This is a genomic window from Streptomyces sp. NPDC051136 (genome assembly GCF_044455745.1).
Taxonomy (GTDB): domain Bacteria; phylum Actinomycetota; class Actinomycetes; order Streptomycetales; family Streptomycetaceae; genus Streptomyces.
This window is the reverse complement of record NZ_JBITFE010000001.1, coordinates 1,200,196-1,226,544: the sequence shown is the minus strand read 5'-3', so window position 1 is coordinate 1,226,544 and position 26,349 is coordinate 1,200,196. Positions and strand designations below refer to the sequence as shown.

Below are 26,349 nucleotides of genomic sequence, written 5' to 3'. Positions count from 1 at the left end.
CCCGCAGCAGCCGCCTCCCAGCGCACGCCTCGCCTAGCCAAGGAGAACCAGCGCCATGTCTGAGACCCCGACCACCACCGAAGTGGCCTCGCAGTACGCCGCCCAGGTGACCGCCGATCTCGAGCGCAATGCCAAGGAACAGGAACGCGTCGGGACGGAAATTGCCGCACTGCAGGAACAGCTCACAGTCCTACAGCACGACCACAACGTACTGATGAACATCCAGCAGGCGCTGGCCGGAGCCATGCCCGCATCACCTGCCCAGAGCAACATCGTGCCTACGCCTCGCAAGAAGGCGGCCGCTGAGCCGGCCGAGGGCAAACGCACGCGGGCCAAGAAGACACCTGCCGCCAACGCTGCGCCCAGGACCACAGCCGTGAAGAGCTCCGCTCCCACCCTCGTCGAACTCGTCCGGCGCCACCTCACCGCGCAGAACGAGCCGCGGTCCGCCGCACAGATCTCTGCCGCGCTGAACCAGGCCTACCCCGAACGCGCCGCCCAGACCACCGTGGTACGCAACACACTCGAAGGCCTCGTGGCCAAGCAGCAGGCACAGCGCACCAAGCAGGGCTCCTCTGTCTACTACACCACGATTAGCGCGTCCGAACCGTCGGTGGCGCCGGAGTCCGGCACTGAGGCCAAGTAGAATTTGAAGCACGTAGTCCGCCCGCAACCCGGCACGCCCCCGGGCCCGGCTGCGGTCATCTCGTCCCGAGAGTGGACAGCTGATGCGCCAGCGTGCGTTCCGTCCGCGCGCTGCGGGACACGCATACTGGCCACTGCGGCCGATCCTTCCGGACTGCTGGTGCACACCGCCGTGACGTCAACCGTCACACGCCGGGCGATGCCACAGCGGGTCCGACAGAGCGCGCAAGGCTGCTTCAGCGATGAGGACGCACACGGACAAGCCGGATGCAGAGTGGCCCAGGAGCCGGATCATCCCGTGATGGGCCGGTTGTAGCGATCAAGTTCTGAGATGGGGCGGCCGACGAGGGGCTCCGCTATTGGTTCGAACGCCTTGCCGCGGCTAGACAGGCGCTGAGGTGTGGTGTTCTCAGGTGTCCACCGAGCCGACAAAGCGTGTTGTCTGCAAAGGACCAGAGCGCCGCGAATTCGGCTGAGCGTTCGTCCAGCAGCCCGCATCCCCGTGCATTGCGTGACCACTTCCTGGGCAGTACGAAGGTGGACGCGACCATGTCGGTCCCCGGGCCCGGGTCTGGACAAACCCTACCGTCCTCTCCCTGACGGACTCCTTGCCCTGAGTGAGCTGGACCGGAGTCGTGCGCGTCGGCTCGATCAGCATCCGCGCGCTGAAGTAGGTAGTTGTCGCAGCCAATCCAACCGGCCGTGACAAACACAACGGTGTCTTCCGCTCTCGATCGGGATCTCCGCCGCCAATGCCCACAGCCGTCAGGCACTCGAACCCCGCGGCATCGGCGTCCGCGGAGTGGCAACGAACGTATTGGACGCGTACTCGCAGGAGCGGCCGCACACGGCCTCAACACGCCATGCCCGACGGCGGTCAACCGCCGCCGCCACAGCCCCGGATGGCACCCGGTCCGCCGCTCCACTGTCGGACCGGACTCGGTTCGCCCACACACCTGATCTGCGGCGGAAGAGAGACAACCGAGTCCCGGCCAGCAGCGCGTCCGGGCGAAGAACTGCGTCGCCAGAGCAGGCGGTACGGCCACTTCCCTGCATGCAGACCTCGTAGAGGCGTCCCTGTCACATCCCAAGTCCCCGCCCGGTCAAAAGGTTGACGACCCGTCGTCAGACGAGGGGCCCTCTAGAGTACCTCGGCATAGGCACACAAACAGACGCTCGACAAACGACTACACACGGTTGAACTCAGCGCAGAGGAACCCCTTATGAGTGTACGCAAGATAAGACTTGCCAGCGCCACCGCAAGTCTCGTGCTGACGATTGGCACGATGGGTGCTCTTGCCGGTACTGCATCTGCCTCCACCGCGGGAGCAGCGGCCACCGGTATCACTGTCTGCAAAGACGCCTACGGGAGGAACTGCACAACAAACGTTCCCGGCTACGTGAGCGACGTACTGAAGCAAGTCAGCCCCGGGCTGCAGGACAGCATCTCGTCCATCCGCAACAACGGTGCTGCGACGATCTGCTTCTACGAGCACAACAACTACACGGGCCGCGGTGTTGCAGTGCCACCCGGCGGTAGCCTTGCCAATCTCGCCGGCACTTATGTAGGTGCCTCCAGCATGAACGACGTAATCTCGTCCTGGGCGCCTCTTGGTGGCGGCGGCCCCCAGCCTCCTCCGGGTTCCGCCTGCTGAAAGGGATCGCAGTACTCATCCCAAGGGCCTTCTCAGGAGGAGTACTGCGCCCGTTGTGCTAACCTCCGCTTTTCACCTTCGGAAGCGTCAGATCTTGAGCGGAAACGCGGAAGCTCCTTCTGAGCTGGAACGATGAGGCTTGTCTAAGGCTCCTGTCACCCAGCAACAAAACACTCTCTGCGTGAACACTAACGGGTCGCGTCCCAGGCTCGCCGTATCAGCTGCTGGCCTGACCACGCCTTCAGAAACGTGCCGCACCACATACGGCTGCACGGCACAAGTTACGTCGCCGGCGGGATCCCAGTGAATTGGCAGTGATGCTGGCCGACGGTGGGGAGGCGATCGCTGACCTGGCTCTGCTGTGGGACCAGACCGAGATGTTGCCCGGTCGCGTCCACTCCCACCGCATGGCGATTGCTGGCGGGTATCGATCGAGCAGCATTCGGCGCTCACCGGACCCGTTCCGTCGCCCAAGCGGTCACCGTACTGCAGACGTTCCTTTCGTGGACCGGGATGAGGGTGCCGTCCGCGGCCCACAGTCAGTGGGCCGCATCGCCTGGTCGGGCGACCGTCCAGCGCGAGCAGCAGATCGAGCCGCTGGATTGCCCGGCACACCGCGTCGGGGACGAGATTCCCAACAGCGGCCCGAGCTGCCGCGTAGTCAGGTCCGTGCGGTGGTACACGGCCACACAAGTCCCGTTCATCCAGCTGAAAACACCGCTGTGTCATCGATCGTCTTCAGCAGCCGCTGGAACTGCTCCAACCGCAGCCGTGTGAACGTCTCCGCCCGCACACGCATTCAGCCCGCAACGTCCTCAGTCGCACCCGGGTTTGTCCAGCTCGAGGCCATGTGTGACACGTGTCCCCTACTCAGTCAGCCCGCTGTCGGGCGACACATCACGCGTCAATTTGATGACGTCAGCCTGAACCGGTTCGCGGCGCACCCCGGTGTCTGGCGACCACACCAAGTTGACTGCCAGGGCCGGGTTGGGATCCGGGTAGTCTGAGCGGATATGACAGCCTCGAGTCTCCCGCCGTTCTAGCGCGGACTCAAACGTCGCTCGAGCGGCGAGAACGGTAGATCTGAGGTTGAAGGCGTACGCAAGGTCCTGGAATCCGCTGATGTCGATGTGCACACCCACGTCCACCATGCGGGTCTCGATCTCATCAAGTGCGGCGATCCCGGCAACGAGCCCTGCTTCGCTGCGCAGGATGCCCGCGTGCTCTGTCATCAGGCGGCGAACTGACCTTTGCAGAGAGCGGACGTTCTCGTCCCCGTCAGCAGCAAGAAGTCGGTTCACGTCAGTTTCTGCTGCGCGAATCGCTGCTAGCGACCGTTGCTGGCCTGTGAGCTTGGCCGAGTACTCCGCCGCGGCCCTGCCAGCAATTTTGCTGTGCCGCAGTAGTTCGACCAGCGAATCTTGCTCCCAGCGATTCGCACCGTGGAGACCGCTGGCGGCCTCTCCTATCGCAAATAGCCCATTGACGTCTGTGCTGTGATCCTCAGGCCGAACCCAGACTCCGCCCGTGGAGTAGTGAGCAGTCGGTGCCACTTCGATCGGATCGCGGGTGACATCGAGCATTTGTAGGTCCAACAGCGTCTGGTGCACACGCGGCAACCGGGTTATGACGGTCTCTCGGGGCAGGTGAGACAGGTCGAGCCAGACACCTCCATCCTGGGTGCCGCGACCTTCCTTGATCTCGCTGTAGGCCGCCAGCGAGACGTTGTCTCGGTTAGAGAGTTCCATTCGCTCGGGATCATAACGTGCCATGAAACGTTCACCGAGGTTGTTGAGTAGAATTCCCCCTTCACTGCGTACAGTGTCACTGACAAGCGCGCCAGCCGCATTTTCCGGCTTGATCAGTCCAAAAGGATGGAACTGGATCAGTTCGGCGCTACGCAACCGGGCACCTGCTTCAACGGCAAGGCGGAAAGAATCGCCAGTGTTCTCACCACGACGCGAGGACGTACGTTGCCAGATACGCGTATGTCCTCCTGTCGCGATAATCACAGCGTCGGCGCGAATGATGTAACGAGAGCCATCGATAAGGTCGATTCCGTAGGCGCCGAAAACTGTCCCATCATCGACCAATAGCCGGGTAATGTACACGTCCGGCAAAATTGGAATAGCGAGCCTATCAGCACGCTCTCGCAGTATTCTTTGCACCTCACGTCCATTGTAGTCGCCATCGAATACATTATTGCGGACATGAGTGGACTCAACGACGTAGCGCGAATTGTTCCGACTGTGGCATTGACAGTCGAATCGCATTACATAGCGCTCCAAATCATATACTGCCTGCAGAGCTTTTCGAGCTGTACTATGAACGCTGCTCGTGTCGGCTGGCAAGTGATTGTCCTGCAACAGGTCCGCCACACGTTGCTGCCAACCCCCTGCGAAATCAGTGGTGGCTAGCATCTCCTCGATACCGGCCGGTTCCATAGCTGTTCGAGCGCGGTCGTCCGCTCGACTGCCTACCGCGATGACCGACATACCTGTCTCGGCGATCTCAATGGCTGCGCGTAGACCTGCCCTGCCGGCTCCCACCACGAGGACTGATGTGGCGAGTTGGTGTCCAAGAAATGACATGATCTCTCCGATGATTTAGGGCATCCGGTCTTCTGGTCAGTGGATTACTCGACTCCCCGTCGCGCTCTTGGGGTACCGCATTTTCGAGTGCCCGGCGCAAGACAAGCGAGCGAGCCGAGGGCCCAAACTAGGGCCTGTATCGTCGCCCATACGGTTCCCTTTGGGTAGCGGTAGTAGACAATCGCCGCCACGCTCTGGTCGAAGAGACCGACAATACGAAGCCGGAGGCTTCAACTGTCCTCGGCGTAGATATAGATCTAGTGCGATCCGGCCTCCCCTTGGCAGTGAACACCTCTGGGTCTCCTGCCATCCTCCAGGAGGCGCTACTAGCGGCGGATGCCGACAGGCCATTGGCGGTCCCGGTTGCACGAATAATGGCCCGCGATTCCAGGCCAATGCTACTGTGACGCTCTCACCGAGATCGGCGCGCATATGAGCATTTTCTCCAGCATCCCCGTCCGACCTCATGGTCCATGATATTTCCGCGCACCCACGAGTCCGCAGGAAGATTGACTCTCGGCAAATTCTGTGCGAGTAATTCGCAGCCCGATGAAGGACTCGGGCTGATTCGCCGCGGTGGCCCGTAGCAAGGGCGCCTCCCCCATTCCTTGCTACGCACCCGTCACCGTCCGCCGCATCAGGAAGCAGGACCAGACGAGCGTCAGCCACACGAGGCCGGCATCTGCGGGGCGCATACTCCCCGTTGACTTCGGCTACTGCGAACTCGAAGGCGACTACCTCGTCCAACGGATCGGCGGAGCCTGGCAGGCAAGCCGCCTCATCAGCCAGCTCAACACGCTCGGCCACCAAGCGTCCCTCCGATTCACTGAAGTGCACTGACATGTAGGGATAATCCTGACCCGACGGCTGAGACGGCAGACGGCCGATAGGCAGTGCTTGACCGGACAGCGACGCCGTCTGTGACAGTTTCGAAGCACTCTCCTGCATGTGATGTCCATCACAACATGGAAGGCCCGTGGTACCTGCACGGTTTGGGTTCGAGAGCGACGATCACCATCCACGAGCGTGTGCCCACTCACACTCGAGCAAGTGACCACATCTTTAACAGCACATGTTGTGACCTCTTAGTATCGTCTAGGGAAAGTCCCCACATCCTGGGAGGCCCCTGGGATCTCTAGGAGTTGCCGCATGCACCGCCAGTACCGGGAGTGGTTCGAGGATGACGGCTGCTTGGTCGACCTCGGTGACCTTGTCGTAGCGGATGACGGTGCCGCGTCGCTGGAGACTGTCGAAGCAGCGTTCGGCGATGCTGTGCCACTTGTATACCTGCCTGTCGAAGGCCGAGGGGAACTGGTCCAGGCTGCCGCGCCGGGGCCGGCTACATGCTCGGTTGAACCGTGTCGGCATGCTGTGTCGGACGTTCCGTCGGCACAGTCAACTGCGTATCGCCCTGGAGCTATGCCCCTTGCAGCCAATGGCGATCCGCATGACGGCATCAGTGTGCCCCCAGGCGACAGTAGAGCCGAACGGATGCACCAGGAGGTCGCAGGCCAAGTGAACCTTGCGGGTCCGGCCTCCGCTGGACCAGCCGGTGCAAAGCCCTTTTCTCGATCTCCGGCCGCATGCGGATGGGCCTGCATGACGTGGAGACGCCTGGTGCCGGCCACTCAGTCTCACCGGTCGCATCGCTCTTCGCCCGCGCGGCAAGGTCTGACCCAGGATCCGGCCCGATCGGACGTGTCCAGCCACACGATCTCGTTGAGGTCTGTCTGGTTATCCAGCCCTCTACTGCCTCGGGGTGGGCCGGGGTAGCAGACGGCTGGCCGAAACCCACTGCGTATCGGACGTTTCATGGCAGTAGCCCTGCCGTGGTCCCTGATCGGAAACCATTGGCGACAGACCTTAGGAGCAATGTCATATGGCCGCCAACATGCTTCCCATCCTGGTTGGCCGACAGTTCGAGTGCGCGGCGCTCGACGACTTGCTGGCCGGCCTGCGCAAGGGGGAGTCTCGTGTATGCGTGATCCGCGGCGAAGCAGGCATCGGAAAGTCGGTGCTGCTGGACTATGTGGCCCAGCAGGCGTCGCGGGTGACCGTGACGAGAGCACAGGGCATCGAAGCAGACATGGAACTGCCCTATGCCAGTCTGCATCAGTTGTGCGCTCCGTTTCTGGCCGACATCGACACGTTGCCCGCCCCCCAGCGTGATGCCCTCCGCGTAGCATTCGGGATGGCGGCCGGAGAGCCGCCCGACCGCTTCCTCGTCGGCCTCGCGGTGCTGACTCTGCTCACCCGGGCCTCGGAAGCCCGACCGGTGCTCGTCGTGGTCGACGACGCCCAATGGCTCGACCGGGTGTCTTTGCAGACGCTGGAGTTCGTGGCTCGGCGACTACTGGCTGAGGCGGTCGCGATGGCGTTCGCAGTCCGGGACCCTGAGGGGCAAGCCGCACTCGCCGGCCTGCCGGAACTGCTGATCGGCGGCCTCGACGCCGACGCAGCCGAAGAACTTCTTATGACTGCCGTCGGTGGACGGCTGGAGAAGCGGGTCCGTGATCGGTTCGTCGCCGAGATGCACGGCAACCCCCTCGCGTTGCTCGAGTTCTCCCGCGGCCGTAGCGCCGCCGAGTTGGCGTACGGCCTGCATCCGGGTTCCCCGACTGTCGAGGGGACGGTGTCGAGCCGTGTCGAACGGGACTTTGCCAGCCGTTTGGCCTCGCTGCCGGCGTCGACCCGGACTCTGCTGCTGATCGCCGCGGCGGAACCAGTCGGTGACCCCCGTCTGCTGTTCCACGCAGCAGCCTCTCTGCAGGTCACTCCCAACGCCGCACCCGCTAAAGCAGCCGGTCTGATCGAGTTCGGCGAGTCCGTTCGGTTTCGACACCCTCTGGTGCGTTCGGCGGTCTACCACCAGGCCGAACCCGAAGAACGTCGAATGGTGCACCGGGCGCTTGCCGAAGCCACGGACCCGTCCCTGGACCCCGACCGGCGCGCTTGGCATGCCGCGCAGGCTGTCGATGAGGCCGATGAAGAGGTTGCAATCGGGCTGGAGCAAGCGGCTGGCCGAGCTCGCCAGCGCGGCGGCGTGGCCGCCGAAGCAGTGCTACTGCAGCGGGCAGCGGAGTTGACACCGGACCTTTGGCTGCGGGGGCGCCGAGCTCTCGCAGCCGCGGAAGCACATTTCTCGGCTGCCTCTCCGGACCGGGCCACGGAGCAGGCGACGCTGGCGGAATTGTGTCCGCTCAGTCCGCTGGATCGCGCCCGCCTGGCGCGCCTGCGTGCCAGGATCCTCTTTGCCCGCAGCCGCAGCGACGAGGCAGCGCCTCTATTGCTCGATGCCGCTGCTAAGTTTGCTGCTGCCAGGTCGTCATTGGCGCGCGAAACCTACCTAGAAGCAATCAGCGCAACCATATTCGCTGGCAGGGTTCACGGGCCGACAGGCGCCCGTGCTGCAGCGATCGCGGCCCGCAGTTCAGGAGCACCGCCTTCGGGATCCGAAGCCGCCGACCTCCTGCTGGATGGCGTGGCTACACTCCTCGCGGGCGATTACGAGACGGGCGGCCCAGCCCTGCGCCGCGCGTTGGAGCTTTTCGCACGCGAGAACTTCGCCACCCGGGAGGCTACGATGCGTTGGCTTCTCCTGGCTCCGGTCGCCTTGGAAGCGATCATTCACTACGCCTGGGACCTGACAGCGTGGGACACGCTGTCGACTCGTGCGGTACGTCTTGCCCGCGACATCGGAGCACTCGGCACGCTGCCACCGGCACTGATCTACGCCAGCGGGGTACACATCCACACCGGCGACTTCGCTGGTGCAGCTCGCATGATTGATGAGGCCGACGCGATCGCGGCCGCGACCGGCCATGCCCCGCACAAGTACGCCACGCTGGTCCTTGCCGCCTGGCGAGGCGACGAGGAGATCGCCGCCGGCTTCATCGAGGACGCCAGGGCCAGCGCCGCGCAACGTGGCGAGGTATCCCTCCTGGGTGCGACGAGTTACATCCAAGGCGTGCTGTTCAACGGACTGGCACGCTACGACGACGCTCTGGCGGCTGCTCGCTCGGGTATTGAGCACGACGGCTTCAACTTCGCCGGCCTGTCGCTGGTCGAACACATCGAGGCCGCAACCCGCTGCGGCGAGCACGGCCAGGCCCAGGCGTCGCTCGCCCGGCTGGTCGAATTCACCCGCGCTACCGATTCTGGATGGGCGGGGGGCGTCACCGCACGCAGTCAGGCCCTCCTCACCGAAGATGACGCAGCTGACGACCTGTACCGGCTCGCAATCGATGAGCTCACCCGCGGCCGGGTAGCCGTAGAGGTAGCACGTACTCACCTCCTGTACGGAGAATGGCTGCGCCGAGGCCGCCGCCGCTCCCTGGCGCGAGAGCACCTTCGTACGGCCCACGAAATGTTTGAAGGGATGGGAGCAAACGCGTTTGCCGAACGTGCTCGCCGGGAACTGCTCGCCACTGGCGAGCATGTACGGATACGGAGAACCGAGCTTGCGACCGCCCTGACCCCGCAGGAGTCTCAGATTGCGGTTCTCGCCGCCAGCGGCATGACGAACCCAAAAATCGGTGCGGAGCTATTCATCAGCCCTCACACCGTGGAGTGGCACCTGCGGAAGGTGTACACGAAGCTCGGGATCAACTCTCGTCGTGCGCTACCGGGTGCGCTCGCGAGTGCTGCAACCACGGACACGAGGAACGTGGGCATGGTGCAATCCGGCTGAACCGGCGCGGGACCCCACGGACGACACCACGGACTTCCAGGGCGCGGTGAACACAGCCACGGACCGAGGGTGGTGCCATCGCCCTCGACGGGCGCCGTCCACCACGAGGAGTTCCCGATGTCCGCGCCCAGCATGGAGACGACGACGGCCGGAGTCCCTGAGCCCCGGTGGTCGCCCCAGGACCACTTGGACCTAGCCCTCGACATCTTCCTGGCCCAGCGGACACGATTGTTCCGCATCGCCCATCAGATTCTCGGCGACGTCGCGAGAGCCGAAGACGCAGTTCAGGAAACATGGCTGCGCTGGCAACGCGCAGACCGCGCACGGATTGAGAGTCCGGCCGCGTTCCTCACGACGACGACGACCCGTCTGGCTCTCAATGTCATCCAGTCCGCGCGGCACCGCCACGAGATCCCGAGCGAGTCGCAGTTGGTCAACCTCGTCGATCTGACTGTCCAGGATCCCGTCCTGCGCGCCGAGCAGACGGTGTCGATCGAGGAAGCCCTGGCTCTACTCATGGCGAGGCTCACGCCGGATGGATTGGCTGCCTACGTGCTCCGGAAGGGGTTCGGCTACGGCTATGCCGATCTTGCGGAGTTGCTTCGCATCAGTGTCACGAATGCGCGGCAACTGGTCCGCCGTGCGCAGACCCGCCTCGTCAAAGTTGGTCGCCAACGGCCAGTCCCTGCTGAGGCGCACCGCCGCCTGGTCGATACGTTCCAGATCGCGGCCAACACAGGTGATCTTGAGAGTCTCACACGGGTGCTTGTCCCCCAAGGGCAGAGCCAGTCCTCGTCGTCCCCGGCTCCTGGATTGTCCCGTCAGATTCTCAGATCAGCCCGGCACGCTGCGTGAGAGCAGGCCACGCGGCGAATGGAACGGCTCAGCCCAGCACCCGTAGGAAGCGTCTGGTTACCTACAGCAACGAAAGTTCCGCCTAGTCAAACCCGCTTCGCTGCCGCGCCTTCGCAACCTTCTGCCCAGTTCGTCACGGCCATCGATCTCCGCTTCGGACTTTGGGACCCTGGCCTGTCTGCACCTGCTCACGTTGCCCGATGACACCCGCGCCAGCCCGTGGGCGAGGCGGCCACAGACGGCACTGCGGATGGTCATGCGACCAAGCTCACGAGGCCGCACGCCGGCAATCAGTTCGCTATGTCTTCGACAAACTCGGAGAGGCCGACCCGCCCCCGGTTCTCTACTGAGGCTGGAAGCAACCTCCCCGACCGGCACGCACACCCGCGGGGAAGGGGCGGAGCCGCCGACGCTCGCGCGGCCAGCCTGCGGCTCAACCGCGCGCCGCCGAGGGCCCTACGCTGCGTGCCACGAAGGGGCCGCCAGCGGGAGCGGAAGTGGCCACGATGAGTGCTGAGGTGGTCGCAACGGCGGTCTGGCCTGGTCTGGCACTACGCAGTCTCCCCCGCCAGTCTTCATAAGGCTGTGCGTGTTCATCAGAGTGCCTGTAGGTGTCACATGTCGCCAGCCCACCCTGTCTGGCTTGTGTAGTCAAGGTCGAGCTTGCCCGGCCAGTGCACCTTGTGCTTCGCCGCCACACATGCACGTGTGCATTTGACGCGAGCCTACGGACTACACATAGTGTTCTATGTACAACGAACTTCGAACAAGGAGTGTTCGTGACCGAGAACTCGATCAATCCCGCCTTCGCCGGGCAGGTAGCGATTGTGACCGGCGCAGGGTCCGGTATCGGGCGGGCTACGGCCGTCGCCTTCGCCAATGCGGGCGCACATGTACTCGGGGTGGGGCGCCGAGAGGAGCCGTTGAAGGAGACAGCTGCAGCCAGCGACAACATTGAAGTCCTGGCCATCGATGTCTGTGGGGACGGGGCACCTGCGAGCGTCATCGATGCTGCTGTGCAGCGATGGGGGCGTCTCGACTACTTGGTCAACAATGCCGGCGCGACGGCAGTCATGCCTCTGGCCGAGACGGACAAGGAAGTGATCCTCGACCTTCTGGCACTGAACGTTGTCGCTCCGAGCCTCCTGGCCCACGAAGCCTTGCCGCACCTGCGCAGGACGTTCGGCACGATCATCAACCTTTCCAGCACCTACGGCCATCGGCCCATGGCCGGAGGCGCCCACTACTCGGCCACCAAGGCGGCTATCGAACAGATGACGAGAAGCTGGGCCCTGGAACTCGCCGGCGAAGGCGTCCGTGTCAACTCTGTTGCCCCGGGTCCCACCCGGACCGACGTCATGCTGCATGCCGGTCTCACCCCAGAGGCCGCCAACGACATGTACGCCTACGAGCGCGACCGCATCCCTACCCATCGCATTGCGACGGCTGATGAGATGGCCCACTGGATCCTCCGGATGGCTGAGCCGGCAGGGCGGCATGCTACCGGCCAGGTCATCACCGTTGATGGAGGTCTGGAACTCATCTGATGCCACGAGCGTCGACCGATTTGGACGCGCCGAGGCCATCCGGAATCGGTGGACGCTCTGCTCGTGGGGCGGGACAGCTCCGGTACCGGTGAGGTGCTGATTAGAGAACCAGTCAACCGATCTGCAGTGGCAGATTCGAACGTCGGTGAAGCCGTGCCAGGGCCTGCAAGGATTGATCGGCTGCATTTTGGCGAAGCTGGTCCGGAACTGCGTGAGGGCGTTGGGGCGTGCATCGCCGAGGTGCCGATCAAGGCATCGATGCCCGCCTCAGGGAGGTGGGTGGTGACTGACGCGAGAACGTGCATGGCCCGCGTCCGAGTGTTGAGCGAGGCCGGGCTCCGTTGGTGTGCCTGGCCACCGCTCGACATGGCGACGTCGAGGTCGTGAAGGACGAGCTGGGGCCGTTTGCTGACGGCAGCGAACCAGCCGACGGAGACCCGGGAGCCTAGATCGATGAAGGCGTCGCAAGCGGACCTGGGCCCAGTCGCCATGTAGGTGATGTCGGCGACCCACCGCACCTTCCGACGGAGCGCGGTGAAGTCACGCCCCCAGCAGGTCAGTGGGCTCTTCGTAGCCATCGTGTGGTTGATCGTGCGGGTCTTAAGACCCCGTCGGACGCTCTGGAGACCGAGGACACGCATTAGCCAGCGACGGGCAGCGGGCAGACGCAGTGCAGCTGCCGCCAGACCTTCCGTGTTCCCTAGACGCTGAAGGTGTTGGTGTGAATGCGGCTGTTGCGCGCCGGCGGATCGGTGCTCCGAACGGGCTCTCCGACCGGGAGGCGGTTCTGGGTGGCCTGGTAGGTGCGCCTGAGTCGTTCTCCATGTCGTGACGGCTGGTCGTATTACTGCAGATCGGATCGCATTCGGACACCTGCCGACGCTCCTCGATGCACGCCACTAGCGCTTCGGCGACCGGACGGGCTCCGGCGCGAAGGACGCCGAGGCCGCCTTGCAGGTCTCGTTCGTCCGGCACAGTTCGGCGTTCCCCACCCTGATCCGCTTGATCTCCGTGGCTTCACAAGTCGGGCTTCCTTGCACGCGGAGCGCTTCATCTTCGGGGCTGTCATACGGGCGCAACTGGTCACAGCTAGTCATTTGAGAGTCGTTTGACTGATGCAGCTGTGGTAGCGTGCGGGGCCAGGAGAATCCCCACCATCTCGTCTCCCTCCGCCGGCGTTGTGATCTGATACCGGGAGAAGTTGAGCATGGGTGGCCATGACTACCTCAGGACGCGGGAGCCTCTCCGCGTCTCCAAGAACCCTGTTCGCATGTTCATCGGCACCCCATGCCTCTGCGCTGAACAGCCACGATGGGTGGACTGTGTCAGGCGATACATGCCCGTATCAGGAGATGTCTCGTGATCGGCCGAGACCTGGAACGACGCACCATGAGTACGCTTTTGGACAAGGCGGCGGTCGGTTGTGGAACAGCGGTGCTTGTTCATGGGGCAGCTGGTGTCGGCAAGTCGGCTCTACTGAGCACAGTCGGTGAAGATGCCACCCAACGTGGGTTCCGGGTGCTGTCTGCTTCTGGGGTAGAGACCGAACAGTGGTTGCCGTTCGCTGCACTGCAGATGTTGCTGCAACCGATCATGCGAGGGCCCAAGAGCCTCTCAGCACTGCACCAGCAGACGCTCAACGGTGCTTTCGGTGCCGCGGAGAACGAACCACCCCTCTACAAAGTCGGCCTCGCCGCACTGGAACTCCTGGCAGAAGTAGCCGACCGGCAGCCGCTCCTCCTCCTCATCGACGACCTGCAATGGGTCGATTCCTCTAGTCGGGATGTACTCAGGTTCATCGCGCGGCGAACCGGTGACCTGCAAATACTTCTCATCACTGCTGCCCGGGTCCACTCCCCCGAGGAGTACAGTCTGGGCGTTCACCCGGATCTCTGTCTGTCCCCCCTTGACGCGGAAGCCTCCGTCGCATTGCTCGACTCCGAGGCCCCAGATTTGCCGAACCCGCTACGCTCGCTGGTTCTGGACCGCGCTGCGGGCAACCCGCTGGCGCTGGTCGAACTGCCCAAAGCGGTGCAGCACATCTCAGGACCAGTGGACGAACTGCCTCTGACGCAACGTCTGGAGGCCGCCTTCGCGGCGCGTACCGACTCCGCGAGCCGCGAGTGCCGTGCGCTGTTGCTGACGTTGGCCGCCGAGCCGACGACTCCCTTGAACCGTCTACTGGACGTTTCTGGCCGCATGTGCAACGCCCCGGTCACCCTGGATGCTCTGCAGGAGGCGATCGATGCAGGCTTGATTGTTTTGGCAGGTCGCACGCCGGAGTGGCGACATCCGCTGATGCGCTCGGCGGTCTACACCCGCGCTCCGATCGCTGACCGGCTCACCACACACGCTGCTCTTGCGGCGGTGCTGGACGACATGCCGGACCGCCAGCTCGTTCATCAGGCCGCAGCCGCAATTGGCCCGGACGAGGAACTGGCTGAGCGACTGGAGCAAAGTGCCGACGCGGCACTGGCACGGGGCAAGATGGCGTCGGCCATTCCTGCCCTGCGACAGGCGGCGGACCTCGTACGTGATCCGCGCCAGCGAACAGGCATCTTGGTGCGGGCGGCTGAACTGGCCGGTGGGATCAACGACCGGATTGCCACACAGGAATTCCTGAACCGCGCTGACATGGACGTACTCGGACCGGTTGAGCGAGCGCGCCTCCTGGTTGTGTCCGACAGAGCAGGCTTCGAAGCGGACGAGCCCCACCGACGTATCAGGGACATGGTCGATGCCGCGGCCGGAGCGATGGACGCGGATGCCAAAAACGTCGCAGAGGACCTGCTATGGCGTGCCGCCGCACGGTGCTTCTTCCAGGACGGTGACGCACAGGTGCGCGCCGAGGCCGCCGCGGAACTGGACCGGTGGAACCCCGACCCGGACGCTCCGCATGTGCTGGCCGTCCGGGCATACACCCAGCCCTACCAACACGGTGCCGATGTGATCGCTCGGCTCGGAGAGATCAGCCCGGACCTTCGGGATGGTCGGATCCTGCACTTCCTCGGCAGCGGAGCCATGGTCGTAGGCGACATGAGTCGCGCCGCCCGATATCTGTCGGTGACTGCTGCCGTGTGGCGGTCACAAGGCAGGCTCGGGCTCCTCGCCCGCGCTCTGGCCGGCAGTTGGCCCCGCGTCTATCTCGGTCAGTTGGACCGTGCCCGCGAGGAATCCGACGAGGGCCTCGGCCTGGCGGAGGAGACCGGAGAGTGGCTCGTCTGGCTGGGCCTGAAGGCAACTGCAGGTCTGGTGGCGGCATTGCGTGGTAACAGGGAAACGGCGGACTCCGCAGTCCGCGAGTTGCGCTCCCACAACCTCTTCCCCGGTGCTCCCTTCGTCACCGTGATGGCACAGCAGGTCGACAGTCTGCTCGCTCTCTTCGATGGTCGCGCGTCCGAGGCGTACGAACTTCTTGTGCGGGCTTTCGATCCAGCCGACCCGCACTACCACTCAGTGAGCCGCTGGTTGCTGGCACCGGATCTCGCCGACGCCGCAGTTGCCGCCGGAACCGTCGAGCACGCCCGGAACCTGCTCGCTGAACTACCGGAGCTGGCAAGCCGATTGCCTTCGGAAATGATGCTCGTGGCTCATGCCTATACCAGTGCGGTGTTGGCGCCGGAGGACACGGCGGAGAAGCGGTACGCCTCGGCACTTGAGACGATGCCAGCCAGCTGGTCGCTGGCGCGGGCTCGGTTGCATCTGCACCAGGGGCTTCGACTGCGTCGTCAGCGACGCAACGTGGATGCCCGCGAACCTTTGCGGCTCGCCCGTGACGAGTTCGACCGGGTCGGTGCGCAACCCTGGGCTGAGACGGCCCGTGAGCAGTTGCGTGCTGCTGGCGAGTCAAGCGTCCGACGGCCTGCAAGTTCCGGTGAACAGTTGTCTCCCCAGGAGATGCAGATCGCCATACTGGCTGCGAAGGGACTGAGCAACCGGGAGATCGGTCAGCGTCTGTTTATCTCCCACCGCACGGTCGGAGCCCACCTCTACCGGATCTATCCGCGTCTGGGTATCACCAGCCGAGGCAAGCTGGCCACAGCACTCGCGGCTCTCGATGGCGGACGGCCCAAGGTGCGCAATACCAACTTCCCAGAGCAAAGATAGCGTGCCCGTCTCTTCGACACAGTGTCTGGACGGTGAGCGACACGGTGCTGTGCGCGACCATCGAGTCAAGCTCAGTCTCTTAACACAGGGTGTGACGCGTCCTCCAGATAGCAGTGCTGAAAGCAGTCGCCCGACCTAACGTCGTCCCATGCCCAGGGCTCCTTGCCCTACAAGCAGAGTCCCGTTGCGGTGTCTTGCGGTCTGACCTGCCACTTCTCACTGTCGAAGTACTGATGTGTCTGCATCATGTCGTGCGCGAGGGTGGTGCTGTCGCCAGTCCTCAAGGAAGGAAGCACAGCCTCATGAGTGGTAATGATCAGCGTGTGCAGACGCAGACCACGGTTGCACAGGGTATCTGCCTGTCCTTGAAGCTCCACCGAATGGTGGGCAGCCAGGCGTGGGAGGCCATCCGGGCCGAATTCAAGTTCACTCCTGATGCTCCCCTCCTCGTCAGCATCACCTTCTTCATCGACGAGGACGGACCCAAGGTGACCTGGCAGGTGGGCCGCGATCTTTTGGACCAAGGACTCCGATCGATGAGCGGCATCGGCGATGTTCAGGTGTGGCCGTCGTATCTGGGCGAACAGGAGTCGGCTTGGCTGCAGCTCAGCTCCTACGACGTCACCGCCTTGTTCGAGATGCCCGCACCGCCGCTGGCGGAGTGGTTGGACCGGACCTACCAGATCGTGCCGGCCGGTACGGAGATGAGGCGGTTGGACCCGGATGCCTTTCTTGAGGGTCTCTTCGGCAGCCCGGGCACTGCACCTGACTGACGTGACGTTTTGCCACTCTGTCCTGCACTCACGTTGCCTGGACCAGACCGGCTGCACGTTACGCCAGCGACCTCCCTCGTCGTCACTACCAGAGGGCCAGGAGCGAGGTCCTCATCGCCTTCTCCCACATGTGTGCCGGAAAAAGAGCACGATCACGTGTCGTCCGCACGCTCCACCACGTTCATGATGGTGACTAACCGTGATCATCCCGTTCGCTCACGTGTTCGCCGATACGGTCTGCGACCGCAGCCGACAGCAGGGCCGGCAGTAGCCCAGGGAATCGGGCATCGAGGGCATCCCCCCGCAGCTTCACATAGCAGCGAGTGCCCTCTTGACGGGTCTGAGTGACGCCCGCCTCGCGCAACATCTTGAGGTGGTGGCTGAGCGTTGACTTGGCGACGGGTGCACTGAACTGCCCCCACCCTCGTTCAGCGCCGTCTGACAGGATACGGACAATCCCCAGCCGAGTCGGGTCGCTGAGCACTCCCAACAAGCGCGGCAGGATGATCTCGCTGTCAGCAGGGGAGGAGTGGTCGGGCATAGGAGCCATGCTATCGCAAGTTCGGGAAGGGTCGAACTTAAAGCTCTCCACTGCCTGCGACGGGCGAGCATCGCTCATTTCTCTCTGCAGCCCACTCCATCAGTGGGCTGCCGCACGCGCATCGCTCGCCTTCACCGGGAGACTCGCGGAGCCACGTCTCACCTGCTTCGCCAAAGGACCTCGCGGGCGCGGGTGCTGAGGACACACGATCACCGCACAGGTGGAGAAGAGCAGCGCCAGCCGCACAACGGCTGGGGCTTCTGCGCCGAGATTCCCACCAAGGGTGGCACCGGGGATACGCAATGCACCACCACCTGTCGGTGCGTGGCTCCACCCCGCTGTTTCCGCCAATGCCGAGCGGGCGGTGTTGAGACTGGCCGGCCAAGGCCCCTGTCCCTCGACTGGACGCCCCTGCTTTTCCGGCGGGTCATTCGTCGACCAGACTCAGGCGCCCTATGGCGTCCTGCAGGATCTTCTGCACCTCGACGTGCTCAGCCATCACGGACGCCCCGCCACGCACCTGCCTCTCCTGAATACTGTTGGCACGTTCCAGTGCCGCGCGCACCGCGTGGAGACTGTCGCGGGCCTCATCCACGATGTAGTACATCCAGATCACCCGGGAGTTGGAGGCGTTGAACGGAACGCCCACCATCCATTTGACCGGCTGTCGGAAGGCGGAGGACACCCAAGCCCCGGGGTTGCCCAGCGTTGGGTCGTCCCTTCTCGGAGAACCGCAGGCGGTCGTGCTCTTCTCCCCGGTGGTGAGTACGGGGCCGGAGGTGGGCTGGAGCCCGGGACGGTCCATCTCAAGCAGCATGTTTCTGGTCCTTTCGGCTCCGCGCGTCTGCCGGCTGCGGCTTGTGACCATCAGCACGGAGTGGCTTATATCTGTTTCATACCGTTTGACTGGGTAGCCGTCCTGTCTGTGACAGATTTGGCGGGGAGACTGAAAGGCGCAGCGGTGCGCATGCTGCGATGAGCGGCCGCCCCGGCCCTTCGTGGTCCCGTTGCCGGAGGTGGACGCTTTCCTCTCCGGTGCTGTGGCCCCGGACGCGGAGCAGGACGAGGACCGCGCCGCCGCCCATGGGCCTGACTGGTCAATTCGCCCTGGCCGCGCCGTGCACGCCTGCGGCAGATCCTGGCCCCCGGGGCTCTCGCCGAGTCCAGTCCGAACCTGAAGGGCGCACCGCCGTGACCAACACACGGTGTGCAAGTACTGAGCTGGCATGCTTACTGCCTCGCGCCCGAGGCAGCCGCGGGCACACCGCGCTCAAGGAACCCCGAGTCTCAGATGTCCGTAGGCGATTGGTCGAGTTCGGCGAGTGCGGTCTTCAACTCGGTGCGCCGCTTGATGCCGAGCTTCGCGAATACTTTGCGCAGGTGGTACTCCGCGGTGTGCACGCTGATGAACAGCCGGGCGCCAATGTCCCGGTTCGTCAGCCCTTCCCGCGCCAGGCGCGCAACATTGAGCTCCTGATTGGTGAGTTGCACAGCTGATCCCCTCACGCGGACCTGCGGGGTCTCACCGCTTACTCGCAGTTCGTCCGCAGCCCGCTGGGCGAAGCCGTCCAAACCCAAACCGGTCAACAGTTCGTGCGCTGCTCTGAGCTGCTCACGTGCCTCGACATGCCGGTTCTGGCGGTTAAGCTCCTCTCCGTACAGTAGGCGGCAGCGGCCCACCATGATCGGAATGCGTTCCGCCTCGAATCCTTCGATCGCGTCCCGGTAACGCCTTTCGGCCTCGTCGCCCTCATGCAGCTGCGCCTCTGCCATGGCCAGCACGGCGGTCGCCCAGGTGTTTCCGACCGGACGCGTCACGCCGGCCAGCTTGTCCACTGCGTGCTCGGCGAGAGCCCGGTCGCCGGTGTGGGTGGCCGCCTCCACCAGTTCGAGCAGCGTGCGCATCGCATGGTTGAGTTCGTGCGTGTAGGGCAGCTCGCGGCTGGCGGAGACCACCGCCTCGGTGAAGGCGCCCAGGCCGTTGTGGAGGATGGCCTCTGAGAAGTTGACCGCGCTCAGTCCGTACCCCTCGCCGCGTGCATACGCGTCCGCTCGGATGCGCTCAGCCCAGCGCGCCGCCTCACTCGCCCTCCCCCGGTAGGCGGCTAGGAACAGCCGTCCGTACGGCGGCAGCGGATTGCCCGTAACGTCCTTGATCGCGTCGATCTCGTCGCAGGAAGCCTCGGCCGCGTCGAGGTCCCCGTCGACCGTCTGCGCCAGCATCAGCAGGCTCAGAGCGATCGGAAGGACAGTGACGACACCGTCGGCACGAGCGAGTCTGACCTGCCGGTTGGCCAGAGCACGCAGCGCATCAGCGTCCCAGAGGTCCTGTGCCGCTCGCGAGGCGAACCACAACCAGTGCAGTCCGAGCGAGTCGGGGGCCTGTTCCAGGAGCGCGTTCTGCGCCCGACGCAGGGTTTCGATCGCGGCCTCCTGTCCCTTGGCGGCTAGCAGCGCCTGACCGCGCAGGATCAGGTCCCGCGCATTGCCGGGTCCCTCGCTGACGGTCGCTTCCAGGATCGCGTTCGAGACGACAGCCACCTGTTCGGCGTCGCCAAGCCTGCCTCCGTAGACCGCCGCCGCCAGTGCTTCCAGGTAGGTGTCGCGGGCCAGCACCGGATCATGCCTCTCCAGGCCCTGCGCTGCGGCCAGGAGAAGTTGCGGACCGCTGCTGTCGCGCCGCAGCGCATACCCGGCGCGGGCACGCAGGCGGGCAGTCACCGCCTCCTGCGCAGCGGTCAGCGGGAGGTCATGGGCCGTGTCGAGCAAGCTCAGCACCGCCTCAGGAGCGCCCGCATCGTGTTTGGCCTCCGCGGCGGCGATCAGCCGCTGTACCCGACGCGCCGGCTCAGGCGTCAGCTCCGCGGCTCGTTCCAGGAACGCGGCCGCCGCCGCCGCGCCGCCACGGGTCCTGGCACGTTCCGCAGACCGTTCCAGATCGGAGGCGACCCCCTCGTCCGGGTGCAGCGTCGCGCTGGCGCGGTGCCAGGCCCGGCGGTCCGGGTCCTGACTGAGATCGGTGACGTCCGCCAGCGCGGCATGGACGCGCCGCCGGTCCTCCGGTGACGCAGCCCGATACACGGCCGACCGCACCAGCGGATGGCGGAAGCCGACGCGTGTGTCAACGACGAGCGCCTCAGTGTCCCTGGCGGCATCAAAGGCTTCCTGCCCCAGTCCCAACAGCTCACTTGCCTGCCACAGCAAGCCAGGGTCGCCAGTGGGGTCGGCTGCGGCCAGCAACAGCAGCAGACGCGCCGGTGCGGGTAGCGGTGCGAGCTGCACGATCAGGCTCTGCTCAATCCGGCTCTCCAGCGGCAGAGAGCCGGTGAGAGCGAAGCCGCCGGCGATCTCGGCCGGGCTCAGAGCCCGAGGCAGTTCCCGCAGGGCCAGCGGGTTGCCGCGCGCCTCTGCCAGAAGCCGTTCACGCACCCGCCGGTCGAGGCCGCCGGGGACCGCAAGACGCAACAGAGCGCTCGCATCCTCGTAGTCAAGTCCTTCGACGATCATGTGCGGAAGACTGGCGAACGCCTCGTCGGTCCGACGCATGGCGAGCACCAGGGCGATGCCCTCCGCATCCATGCGCCGGGCGGCGAACGCGATCGCGCGGGCCGATGCCTGGTCGAGCCACTGTGCGTCGTCGATGACGCACAGCAAGCCTCGCTCCTCTGCGGCCTCGGTGAGCAGTCCGAGCACTGCGAGTCCGACGAGGAAGGGACTCGGTGCGGGAGCGCTGCGCAACCCGAACGCTACTTCGATCGCCTCTTGCTGCGGAGCCGGCAACCGCACGGCCGATCCCAGCATGGGCCCGCAGAGCTGCTGGAGGCCGGCGTAGGCGAGTTCCATCTCGGACTGGGAGGCGACCGTGCGTTCCACGCGGACGTGCGGCGCAGCGCTCGCAGTGAGGTGATCGAGGAGGGCGGTCTTGCCGACGCCGGCCTCGCCGGAAACGGTCAGCGCCTCGCTATGGCCAGCGCGGGCGCGGTTGACCAGCGCATCCAGCTCCGCCAGCTCGTGTCGCCGACCGCGCAGCGGCACGTTTCCAGTCACAGTGTCCGCCTTGGTTCCGAATAATTCTGATATACCCTGTCTACTCCAGGAAACCCTGTCGCGGGCACCCTGTCGGCAATACGCGACTGCCAAGCCCGGTCTCCGGGAGTCAAAAGGGGATCGGACCACCCGCCACAAGCCCGTCAGCTTGTGGCGCACGCCCTGGCCCTTTTCCCCGTGGGGGGGTGCACCACGTAGTCGGACAGCCGTCTCCGGCCCGCACGAGAGCCGCTCCCGCATGGGCCAAACGAAGGAAACATGCAGGTGAGGGCCCCCAAAAGGAATCTGTCCTCCTACTTCACTCCGCGGGTCCATCCGCCCACGGTGTTGTTATGCTCCCCCCGTGCCCGAGGGGGAGCAAGTGAGCGGAGACGGTAGAGAGCGGCTACGCGGCAGACACCACGAGTGCGATGCCCTCGAAGAGCTCGTCTTGGGGGTGGAGGCCGGGCGGAGCGCCGTACTCGTCCTGCGCGGTGAGGCTGGCATCGGCAAGTCGGCGCTGCTCGATCACCTGGCAGCACGCGCCATCAGGCATCGCGTCGCCCGCGGGGCGGGCGCCGAGTCGGAGATGGAGCTTCCCTTCGCGGGGCTGCACCAGCTGTGTGCTCCCTTCCTCGGACGTGCCCCTTCCCTTCCGCCACCACAGCGAGAAGCGCTGGCTACGGCCTTCGGACTGAGCGCAGGCCCTCCGCCGGACCGGTTCTTGGTCGGTCTGGCTGTGCTCGGCCTGCTGACCGAGGTGGCCAACGAGAGGCCGCTGTTCTGCCTGGTAGACGACGCACAGTGGCTCGACCGAGTATCCGCCCAGACGCTGGCGTTCGTGGCGCGACGGATGCTCGCCGAACCGCTGGCGCTGGTCTTCGCCTCCCGTGAACACCGGGGACGGGACGAGTTCGCCGGGCTGCCGCAACTAACACTCGGCGGCCTGAACGACGTCGATGCCCAGGCACTGCTGGATTCGGCGGCTGGAGGTCCGACAGACGAGCGCATCCGCGACCGCATCCTCGCCGAAGCGCGCGGCAACCCCTTGGCGCTGCTGGAACTCCCCCACGGCCGTGGCGAGACGGAACCAGCCGACGGGCTCGGGCGGTCTGCCCCCGGACCGGTGACCGGCAGCATCGAGCGGAGTTATATGCAGCGGGTCCGCGCACTGCCGTCGGCGACACAGCGACTGCTGCTGACCGCCGCCGCCGAGCCGATCGGCGACGTGCACCTGCTGTGGCGCGCAGCGGAGCAACTGCACATCGATCCCGGCGCGGCCGATCCCGCAGTGAAGGCGGGACTGCTCGACATCGCCGCTCTGGTGCGCTTTCGGCATCCGCTCCTGCGCTCCGCTGTCTACCGGTCTGCCGGGCTCGCGGACCTGCGGGAGACCCACCGTGTCCTTGCGGAAGTAACCGATCCCGTCGTTGACCCCGACCGCCGCGCATGGCATCTGGCGCGGGCAACGGTGCGCCCCGACGAGACGATCGCCGCTGAGCTGGAGACATCGGCCGAGCGGGCACTCGCACGGGGCGGCACCGCCGCAGCTGCGGCGTTCCTCGCCCATGCAGCCGTATTGAGCCCACAGCCGCGGCGCAAAGCGACACGTGCCCTCGCTGCGGCCCGGGCAAAGCTTCGCGCCGGTGCGCCCGCCGCGGCACGCGATCTGCTCGCCCTCGCCAGGAGCGGAGCCCTGGACGAACTGGGTCACGCCAGCGTGGACCTTCTCCAAGCGCAGATCGCCTTCACCGGAAGCCGCGGCAACGAGGCCCTCCCCCTTCTGCTGGATGCTGCGCGACGCCTGGTGCCGCTGGACGTCGGCCTGGCCCGCGATACCTTCCTGGACACCGTGTCAGCCGCCATGTTCGCCGGGCGCCTCGCCACTGGTACGACGGTGCACGAGGTGGCAGCGGCGGCGCAGAAGACGTCACCGTCCGGTACGAGGCCGCCGCGCAACGCCGATCTGCTCCTGGAGGCCCTGGCCACTCGGTTCACCAGTGGATACCGCGAGGCGGTCGCCGTATCCCGTGACGCGGTGCGCGCGCTCCGCCGGGAGACCGACTCGGAGGAGATTCTGCGCTGGTCGTGGCTGGCGTCGGCGCTGGCGGCCGAGGTGTGGGACGACGAGGGCTGGACGGACCTGGCGACTCGTCATGTGGGGACGGCTCGCGACGTCGGCGCGCTAGCCGAGCTGCCGCTCGCGCTCAACTCGCGGGTGGTCGTCCACACGTGCGCCGGAGAACTGAACGCGGCGGAGCTGCTCATCGCGGAGGTCAGCAGGGTCCAGGAAGCCGCCGGCAGCGGCTTCGTGCCCTATGGCACGATGACCCTCGCCGCCTGGCAGGGGCACGCGGCCGAGGCGTCCTCACTGATCGCGACCAGTACGGACGAAGCCGTTGACCGCGGCGAGGGCATCGGTGTGGCCATCGCACAGCGGGCCAAAGCCGTGCTCCACAACTCTATGGGCCGCTACGAGGAGGCGTTTGCTGCGGCTGAGCAGGCAAGTGCGTATCCGCAGGACCTGGTCGCGGCCAACTGGGGGCTGGTCGAACTGGTGGAGGCAGCAGTGCGCAGCGGCCGACAGGAGGCGGCCGAGGCTGCAATGGTCCGGCTGGCCCGGACGACGGACGCGGCGGCCACGGACTGGTCGCTGGGTGTCCAGGCACGTTCCCGCGCGCTGCTCAGCCACGGGAACCAAGCCGATGACCTGTACCGCGAGGCGGTCGAGCGGCTCAAACGTACCCGAGTCGGAGCGGAACTGGCCCGGGCCCATCTGTTGTACGGAGAGTGGCTGCGCCGGGAGAACCGACGCGTTGACGCCCGGAAACAACTGCGTGAGGCGCATGCTCTGTTCACACGGTTCGGAGCCAACGCCTTCACGGAGCGCACGGTCCGGGAACTGCAAGCCACTGGCGAGTCGGTGACACCGCGCACCAGCGTCGCCGCCCCAACCCTCACCGCACAGGAAACCCAGATTGCGCATCTGGCCCGGGACGGGCTCACCAACTCCGAGATCGGCGCCCAGTTGTTCCTCAGTACTCACACGGTGGAATGGCACCTGCGGAAGGTGTATGCCAAGCTCGGCATCGCCTCTCGCCGCCTCCTGCGCACGGCACTCTAACTGGTACAGGTTGCAGCGTCGGACAGCCGCAGCAACGGCATCACCGGCGTGGTCAAGGCAGTCGTGCGTTTGAAAGGTACGGCCACGCCCGACGTCCACACCCACTCACGGCCTACTGGATGCCATCGGGCGCTGCCCTACGTCAAAGGCAGAACGAACAGGATCACTGCCCGGTTGACCGTCCCAGGGTCGCAAGGTAATCGCTGAACGTCCGTCGGCCCTGGGCGTAGTCGCCACGTGGCAGCAAGCCCCCTCCCGACATGGCTCTGCCCACCTCGCCCGGCAATGACAGAGGCACAACGAGTCGGTGCCGACCTTGAACGCGCGCGATACGGCGTGCCATGTCCACCATGTTCAGCTGTTCGGGTCCCGCAAGGTCCCGTGTCCTTCCCGAGGGAGTGCGGGTCACGTGTTCAACAAGCTGTTCAGCGACATCCTGGGCCGCGACAGGCCGGCACAGCATCCTGGGCATCAGGACCACCGGGGACCGGTTGTCCAGCAGGGGTTGGGGGAACTCGAAGAACTGGGTGGCCCGAAGCAGTGTCCAAGGAACGCCTCCGCTGCGGAGCAGCCCCTCCTGCGCACGCTTGCCGAAGTAGTACCCGAAATCGACCTCTTCGCTACCAACGATCGATAGCGTGATCATATGCCGTATTTTGTTCGACCGGGCGGCCTCAAGCAGGTTGCTCGTGGTCCGGGAGAAGAAGTTGACGGCGGCCTTTCTACGTGTCGTGACGATGTTCACGACATCGATCACAGCGTCACAGCCCGATACCTTCTCCCCCAGCCCGACACCCGTGGTCAGATCCACGCCGTGTGAGCGGGCGAGAATCACGGGCTGATGCCCTGCATTCCGCAGTTTGGCGACGACATGATTCCCGACCACGCCGGTCCCTCCGGCTACGGCCACCTGCATGCGGTTCCTCCTCGTACCCGCCGGGAGTCCCGGCTCCGCCAAACAGACAGGACAGGCGCTCTGTCTGTGACACGAGTGCGTCCAGCACGGTTGTCACGTAGGCGGGCTTCCGGGCCGTCCGCCGGTGTCGCTGACGAGGAAGCGTTCCAGACGGTTCAGGTCACCTGCCTGTGCAGCGGCGAGCAACGCCTGTACGAACCGGCGGTGCGTGACGGAGTCCACTGGCTGACGCCGACGCCCTGCGCCGAGACGCTGCTGTGCACGTGCGACCTGCTGCCGCGCGTTGACAACGCTGAGGCACAGGAGCCCGGCGATCTGATCGTACGGGTAGCCGAACCCTTCCCTGAGGACGAACGCAGCACGCTGCCGAGGTGTCAGCGTCTCCAGCATGAGGACGCTGGCCCGCTCCACCGCGTCCTGCCGCTCGGCCACCGCCTCCGGTGTGCTCTCGGGGTCCGGCGATTCCGGCAGCCACGGGGTGGCGGAGCACTCCCGGCGCCGTCGAGCCGACTGGCCCGCGTTGATCGCCATCCGGACGGTAATCGTTCGCAGTAGCGCCGACGGGCTATGCACCACTGCACGGTCGGTGCGCTGCAGGCGCAGCCACACCTCTTGGACCACGTCCTCGGCTTCGCTCGCGTTGCCGAGAATGCGATAGGCGATCTTGAGCAGCGCCGGCCGGTCCTGCAAGAACAGGGACGCCGCGTCCTCCAGATCATCGATGAGCGGGGCCGCCGCACCGCTCGCCACCGACGAGTCCCTGGTCTCCATCAGGTACGTGTCCACGGTCGGCTCCTCCGCTGGGTGGGACAGCAGCTTGGGAGTGCTGCTAAGACCAACCTCGCGCCGATACGCGGCGACCGAACCACTGAGAACCCG

General features: G+C 65.4%; 14 protein-coding genes. 8 read left to right on the top strand and 6 right to left on the bottom strand.

What is annotated here, in order from left to right; all coding sequences use genetic code 11:
• Nucleotides 1–55 precede the first annotated feature (55 nt).
• Nucleotides 56–646 (top strand): hypothetical protein, encoded by a 591-nt coding sequence (locus ACIBCJ_RS05400; RefSeq protein ID WP_365980890.1) that lies wholly within the window; start codon nucleotides 56–58, stop codon nucleotides 644–646.
• Between the two features lie 1,222 nt (nucleotides 647–1,868).
• Complete coding sequence (locus tag ACIBCJ_RS05395) at nucleotides 1,869–2,300, top strand: peptidase inhibitor family I36 protein (protein WP_365980891.1); 432 nt, start codon at nucleotides 1,869–1,871, stop codon at nucleotides 2,298–2,300.
• 866 nt (nucleotides 2,301–3,166) lie between these two features.
• Here the strand turns inward: ACIBCJ_RS05395 and ACIBCJ_RS05390 are convergent.
• On the bottom strand, nucleotides 3,167–4,891 hold the full coding sequence (locus tag ACIBCJ_RS05390; protein ID WP_365980892.1) for an FAD-binding protein: 1,725 nt from the start codon (nucleotides 4,889–4,891) through the stop codon (nucleotides 3,167–3,169).
• Between the two features lie 1,879 nt (nucleotides 4,892–6,770).
• Here ACIBCJ_RS05390 and ACIBCJ_RS05385 point away from each other — a divergent pair.
• From ACIBCJ_RS05385 to ACIBCJ_RS05365, 5 genes are all read left to right on the top strand, one after another.
• Nucleotides 6,771–9,581 (top strand): AAA family ATPase, encoded by a 2,811-nt coding sequence (locus ACIBCJ_RS05385; protein ID WP_365980893.1) that lies wholly within the window; start codon nucleotides 6,771–6,773, stop codon nucleotides 9,579–9,581.
• Between the two features lie 117 nt (nucleotides 9,582–9,698).
• The gene (locus ACIBCJ_RS05380; RefSeq protein ID WP_365980894.1) at nucleotides 9,699–10,436 is read left to right on the top strand and encodes a sigma-70 family RNA polymerase sigma factor; all 738 of its coding nucleotides are present in this window, start codon (nucleotides 9,699–9,701) and stop codon (nucleotides 10,434–10,436) included.
• 779 nt (nucleotides 10,437–11,215) lie between these two features.
• The gene (locus ACIBCJ_RS05375) at nucleotides 11,216–11,983 is read left to right on the top strand and encodes an SDR family oxidoreductase (protein WP_315902945.1); all 768 of its coding nucleotides are present in this window, start codon (nucleotides 11,216–11,218) and stop codon (nucleotides 11,981–11,983) included.
• Nucleotides 11,984–13,342: 1,359 nt separating this feature from the next.
• A complete protein-coding gene (locus tag ACIBCJ_RS05370; RefSeq protein WP_365980895.1) occupies nucleotides 13,343–16,090 on the top strand; it encodes an AAA family ATPase in 2,748 nt (915 codons plus the stop codon).
• 323 nt (nucleotides 16,091–16,413) lie between these two features.
• Nucleotides 16,414–16,863, top strand: coding sequence for an SsgA family sporulation/cell division regulator (locus tag ACIBCJ_RS05365; RefSeq protein ID WP_315902947.1), 450 nt, complete (start codon nucleotides 16,414–16,416; stop codon nucleotides 16,861–16,863).
• A gap of 193 nt (nucleotides 16,864–17,056) precedes the next feature.
• On the opposite strand, the gene ACIBCJ_RS05360 is transcribed toward ACIBCJ_RS05365, so the two are convergent.
• The 3 genes from ACIBCJ_RS05360 to ACIBCJ_RS05350 all read right to left on the bottom strand — a co-directional run bounded on the left by ACIBCJ_RS05360 (nucleotide 17,057) and on the right by ACIBCJ_RS05350 (nucleotide 21,451).
• On the bottom strand, nucleotides 17,057–17,404 hold the full coding sequence (locus ACIBCJ_RS05360) for a metalloregulator ArsR/SmtB family transcription factor (protein WP_365980896.1): 348 nt from the start codon (nucleotides 17,402–17,404) through the stop codon (nucleotides 17,057–17,059).
• Nucleotides 17,405–17,831: 427 nt separating this feature from the next.
• Nucleotides 17,832–18,221 (bottom strand): hypothetical protein, encoded by a 390-nt coding sequence (locus ACIBCJ_RS05355; RefSeq protein WP_365980897.1) that lies wholly within the window; start codon nucleotides 18,219–18,221, stop codon nucleotides 17,832–17,834.
• Between the two features lie 470 nt (nucleotides 18,222–18,691).
• Nucleotides 18,692–21,451, bottom strand: coding sequence for an AAA family ATPase (locus tag ACIBCJ_RS05350; protein ID WP_365980898.1), 2,760 nt, complete (start codon nucleotides 21,449–21,451; stop codon nucleotides 18,692–18,694).
• A gap of 361 nt (nucleotides 21,452–21,812) precedes the next feature.
• Between ACIBCJ_RS05350 and ACIBCJ_RS05345 the strand changes: the two genes are divergently transcribed.
• The gene (locus ACIBCJ_RS05345) at nucleotides 21,813–24,554 is read left to right on the top strand and encodes an AAA family ATPase (protein WP_365981088.1); all 2,742 of its coding nucleotides are present in this window, start codon (nucleotides 21,813–21,815) and stop codon (nucleotides 24,552–24,554) included.
• A 163-nt stretch (nucleotides 24,555–24,717) separates the two neighbouring features.
• Here the strand turns inward: ACIBCJ_RS05345 and ACIBCJ_RS05340 are convergent, their stop codons facing one another.
• Both ACIBCJ_RS05340 and ACIBCJ_RS05335 read right to left on the bottom strand, forming a co-directional pair.
• Nucleotides 24,718–25,470 carry an NAD(P)H-binding protein gene (locus tag ACIBCJ_RS05340; protein ID WP_365980899.1) on the bottom strand — a complete coding sequence of 251 codons (753 nt, stop codon included), beginning with the start codon at nucleotides 25,468–25,470 and terminating at the stop codon, nucleotides 24,718–24,720.
• A 93-nt stretch (nucleotides 25,471–25,563) separates the two neighbouring features.
• Nucleotides 25,564–26,256 carry a sigma-70 family RNA polymerase sigma factor gene (locus ACIBCJ_RS05335; protein ID WP_365980900.1) on the bottom strand — a complete coding sequence of 231 codons (693 nt, stop codon included), beginning with the start codon at nucleotides 26,254–26,256 and terminating at the stop codon, nucleotides 25,564–25,566.
• Nucleotides 26,257–26,349 lie beyond the last annotated feature (93 nt).

Coding starts and splice junctions, on each gene's coding strand:
- ACIBCJ_RS05400 (WP_365980890.1), top strand. CDS start 56: ATGTCTGAGACCCCGACCACCACCGAAGTGGCCTCGCAGTACGCCGCC.
- ACIBCJ_RS05395 (WP_365980891.1), top strand. CDS start 1,869: ATGAGTGTACGCAAGATAAGACTTGCCAGCGCCACCGCAAGTCTCGTG.
- ACIBCJ_RS05390 (WP_365980892.1), bottom strand. CDS start 4,891: ATGTCATTTCTTGGACACCAACTCGCCACATCAGTCCTCGTGGTGGGA.
- ACIBCJ_RS05385 (WP_365980893.1), top strand. CDS start 6,771: ATGGCCGCCAACATGCTTCCCATCCTGGTTGGCCGACAGTTCGAGTGC.
- ACIBCJ_RS05380 (WP_365980894.1), top strand. CDS start 9,699: ATGTCCGCGCCCAGCATGGAGACGACGACGGCCGGAGTCCCTGAGCCC.
- ACIBCJ_RS05360 (WP_365980896.1), bottom strand. CDS start 17,404: ATGCCCGACCACTCCTCCCCTGCTGACAGCGAGATCATCCTGCCGCGC.
- ACIBCJ_RS05355 (WP_365980897.1), bottom strand. CDS start 18,221: ATGCTGCTTGAGATGGACCGTCCCGGGCTCCAGCCCACCTCCGGCCCC.
- ACIBCJ_RS05340 (WP_365980899.1), bottom strand. CDS start 25,470: ATGCAGGTGGCCGTAGCCGGAGGGACCGGCGTGGTCGGGAATCATGTC.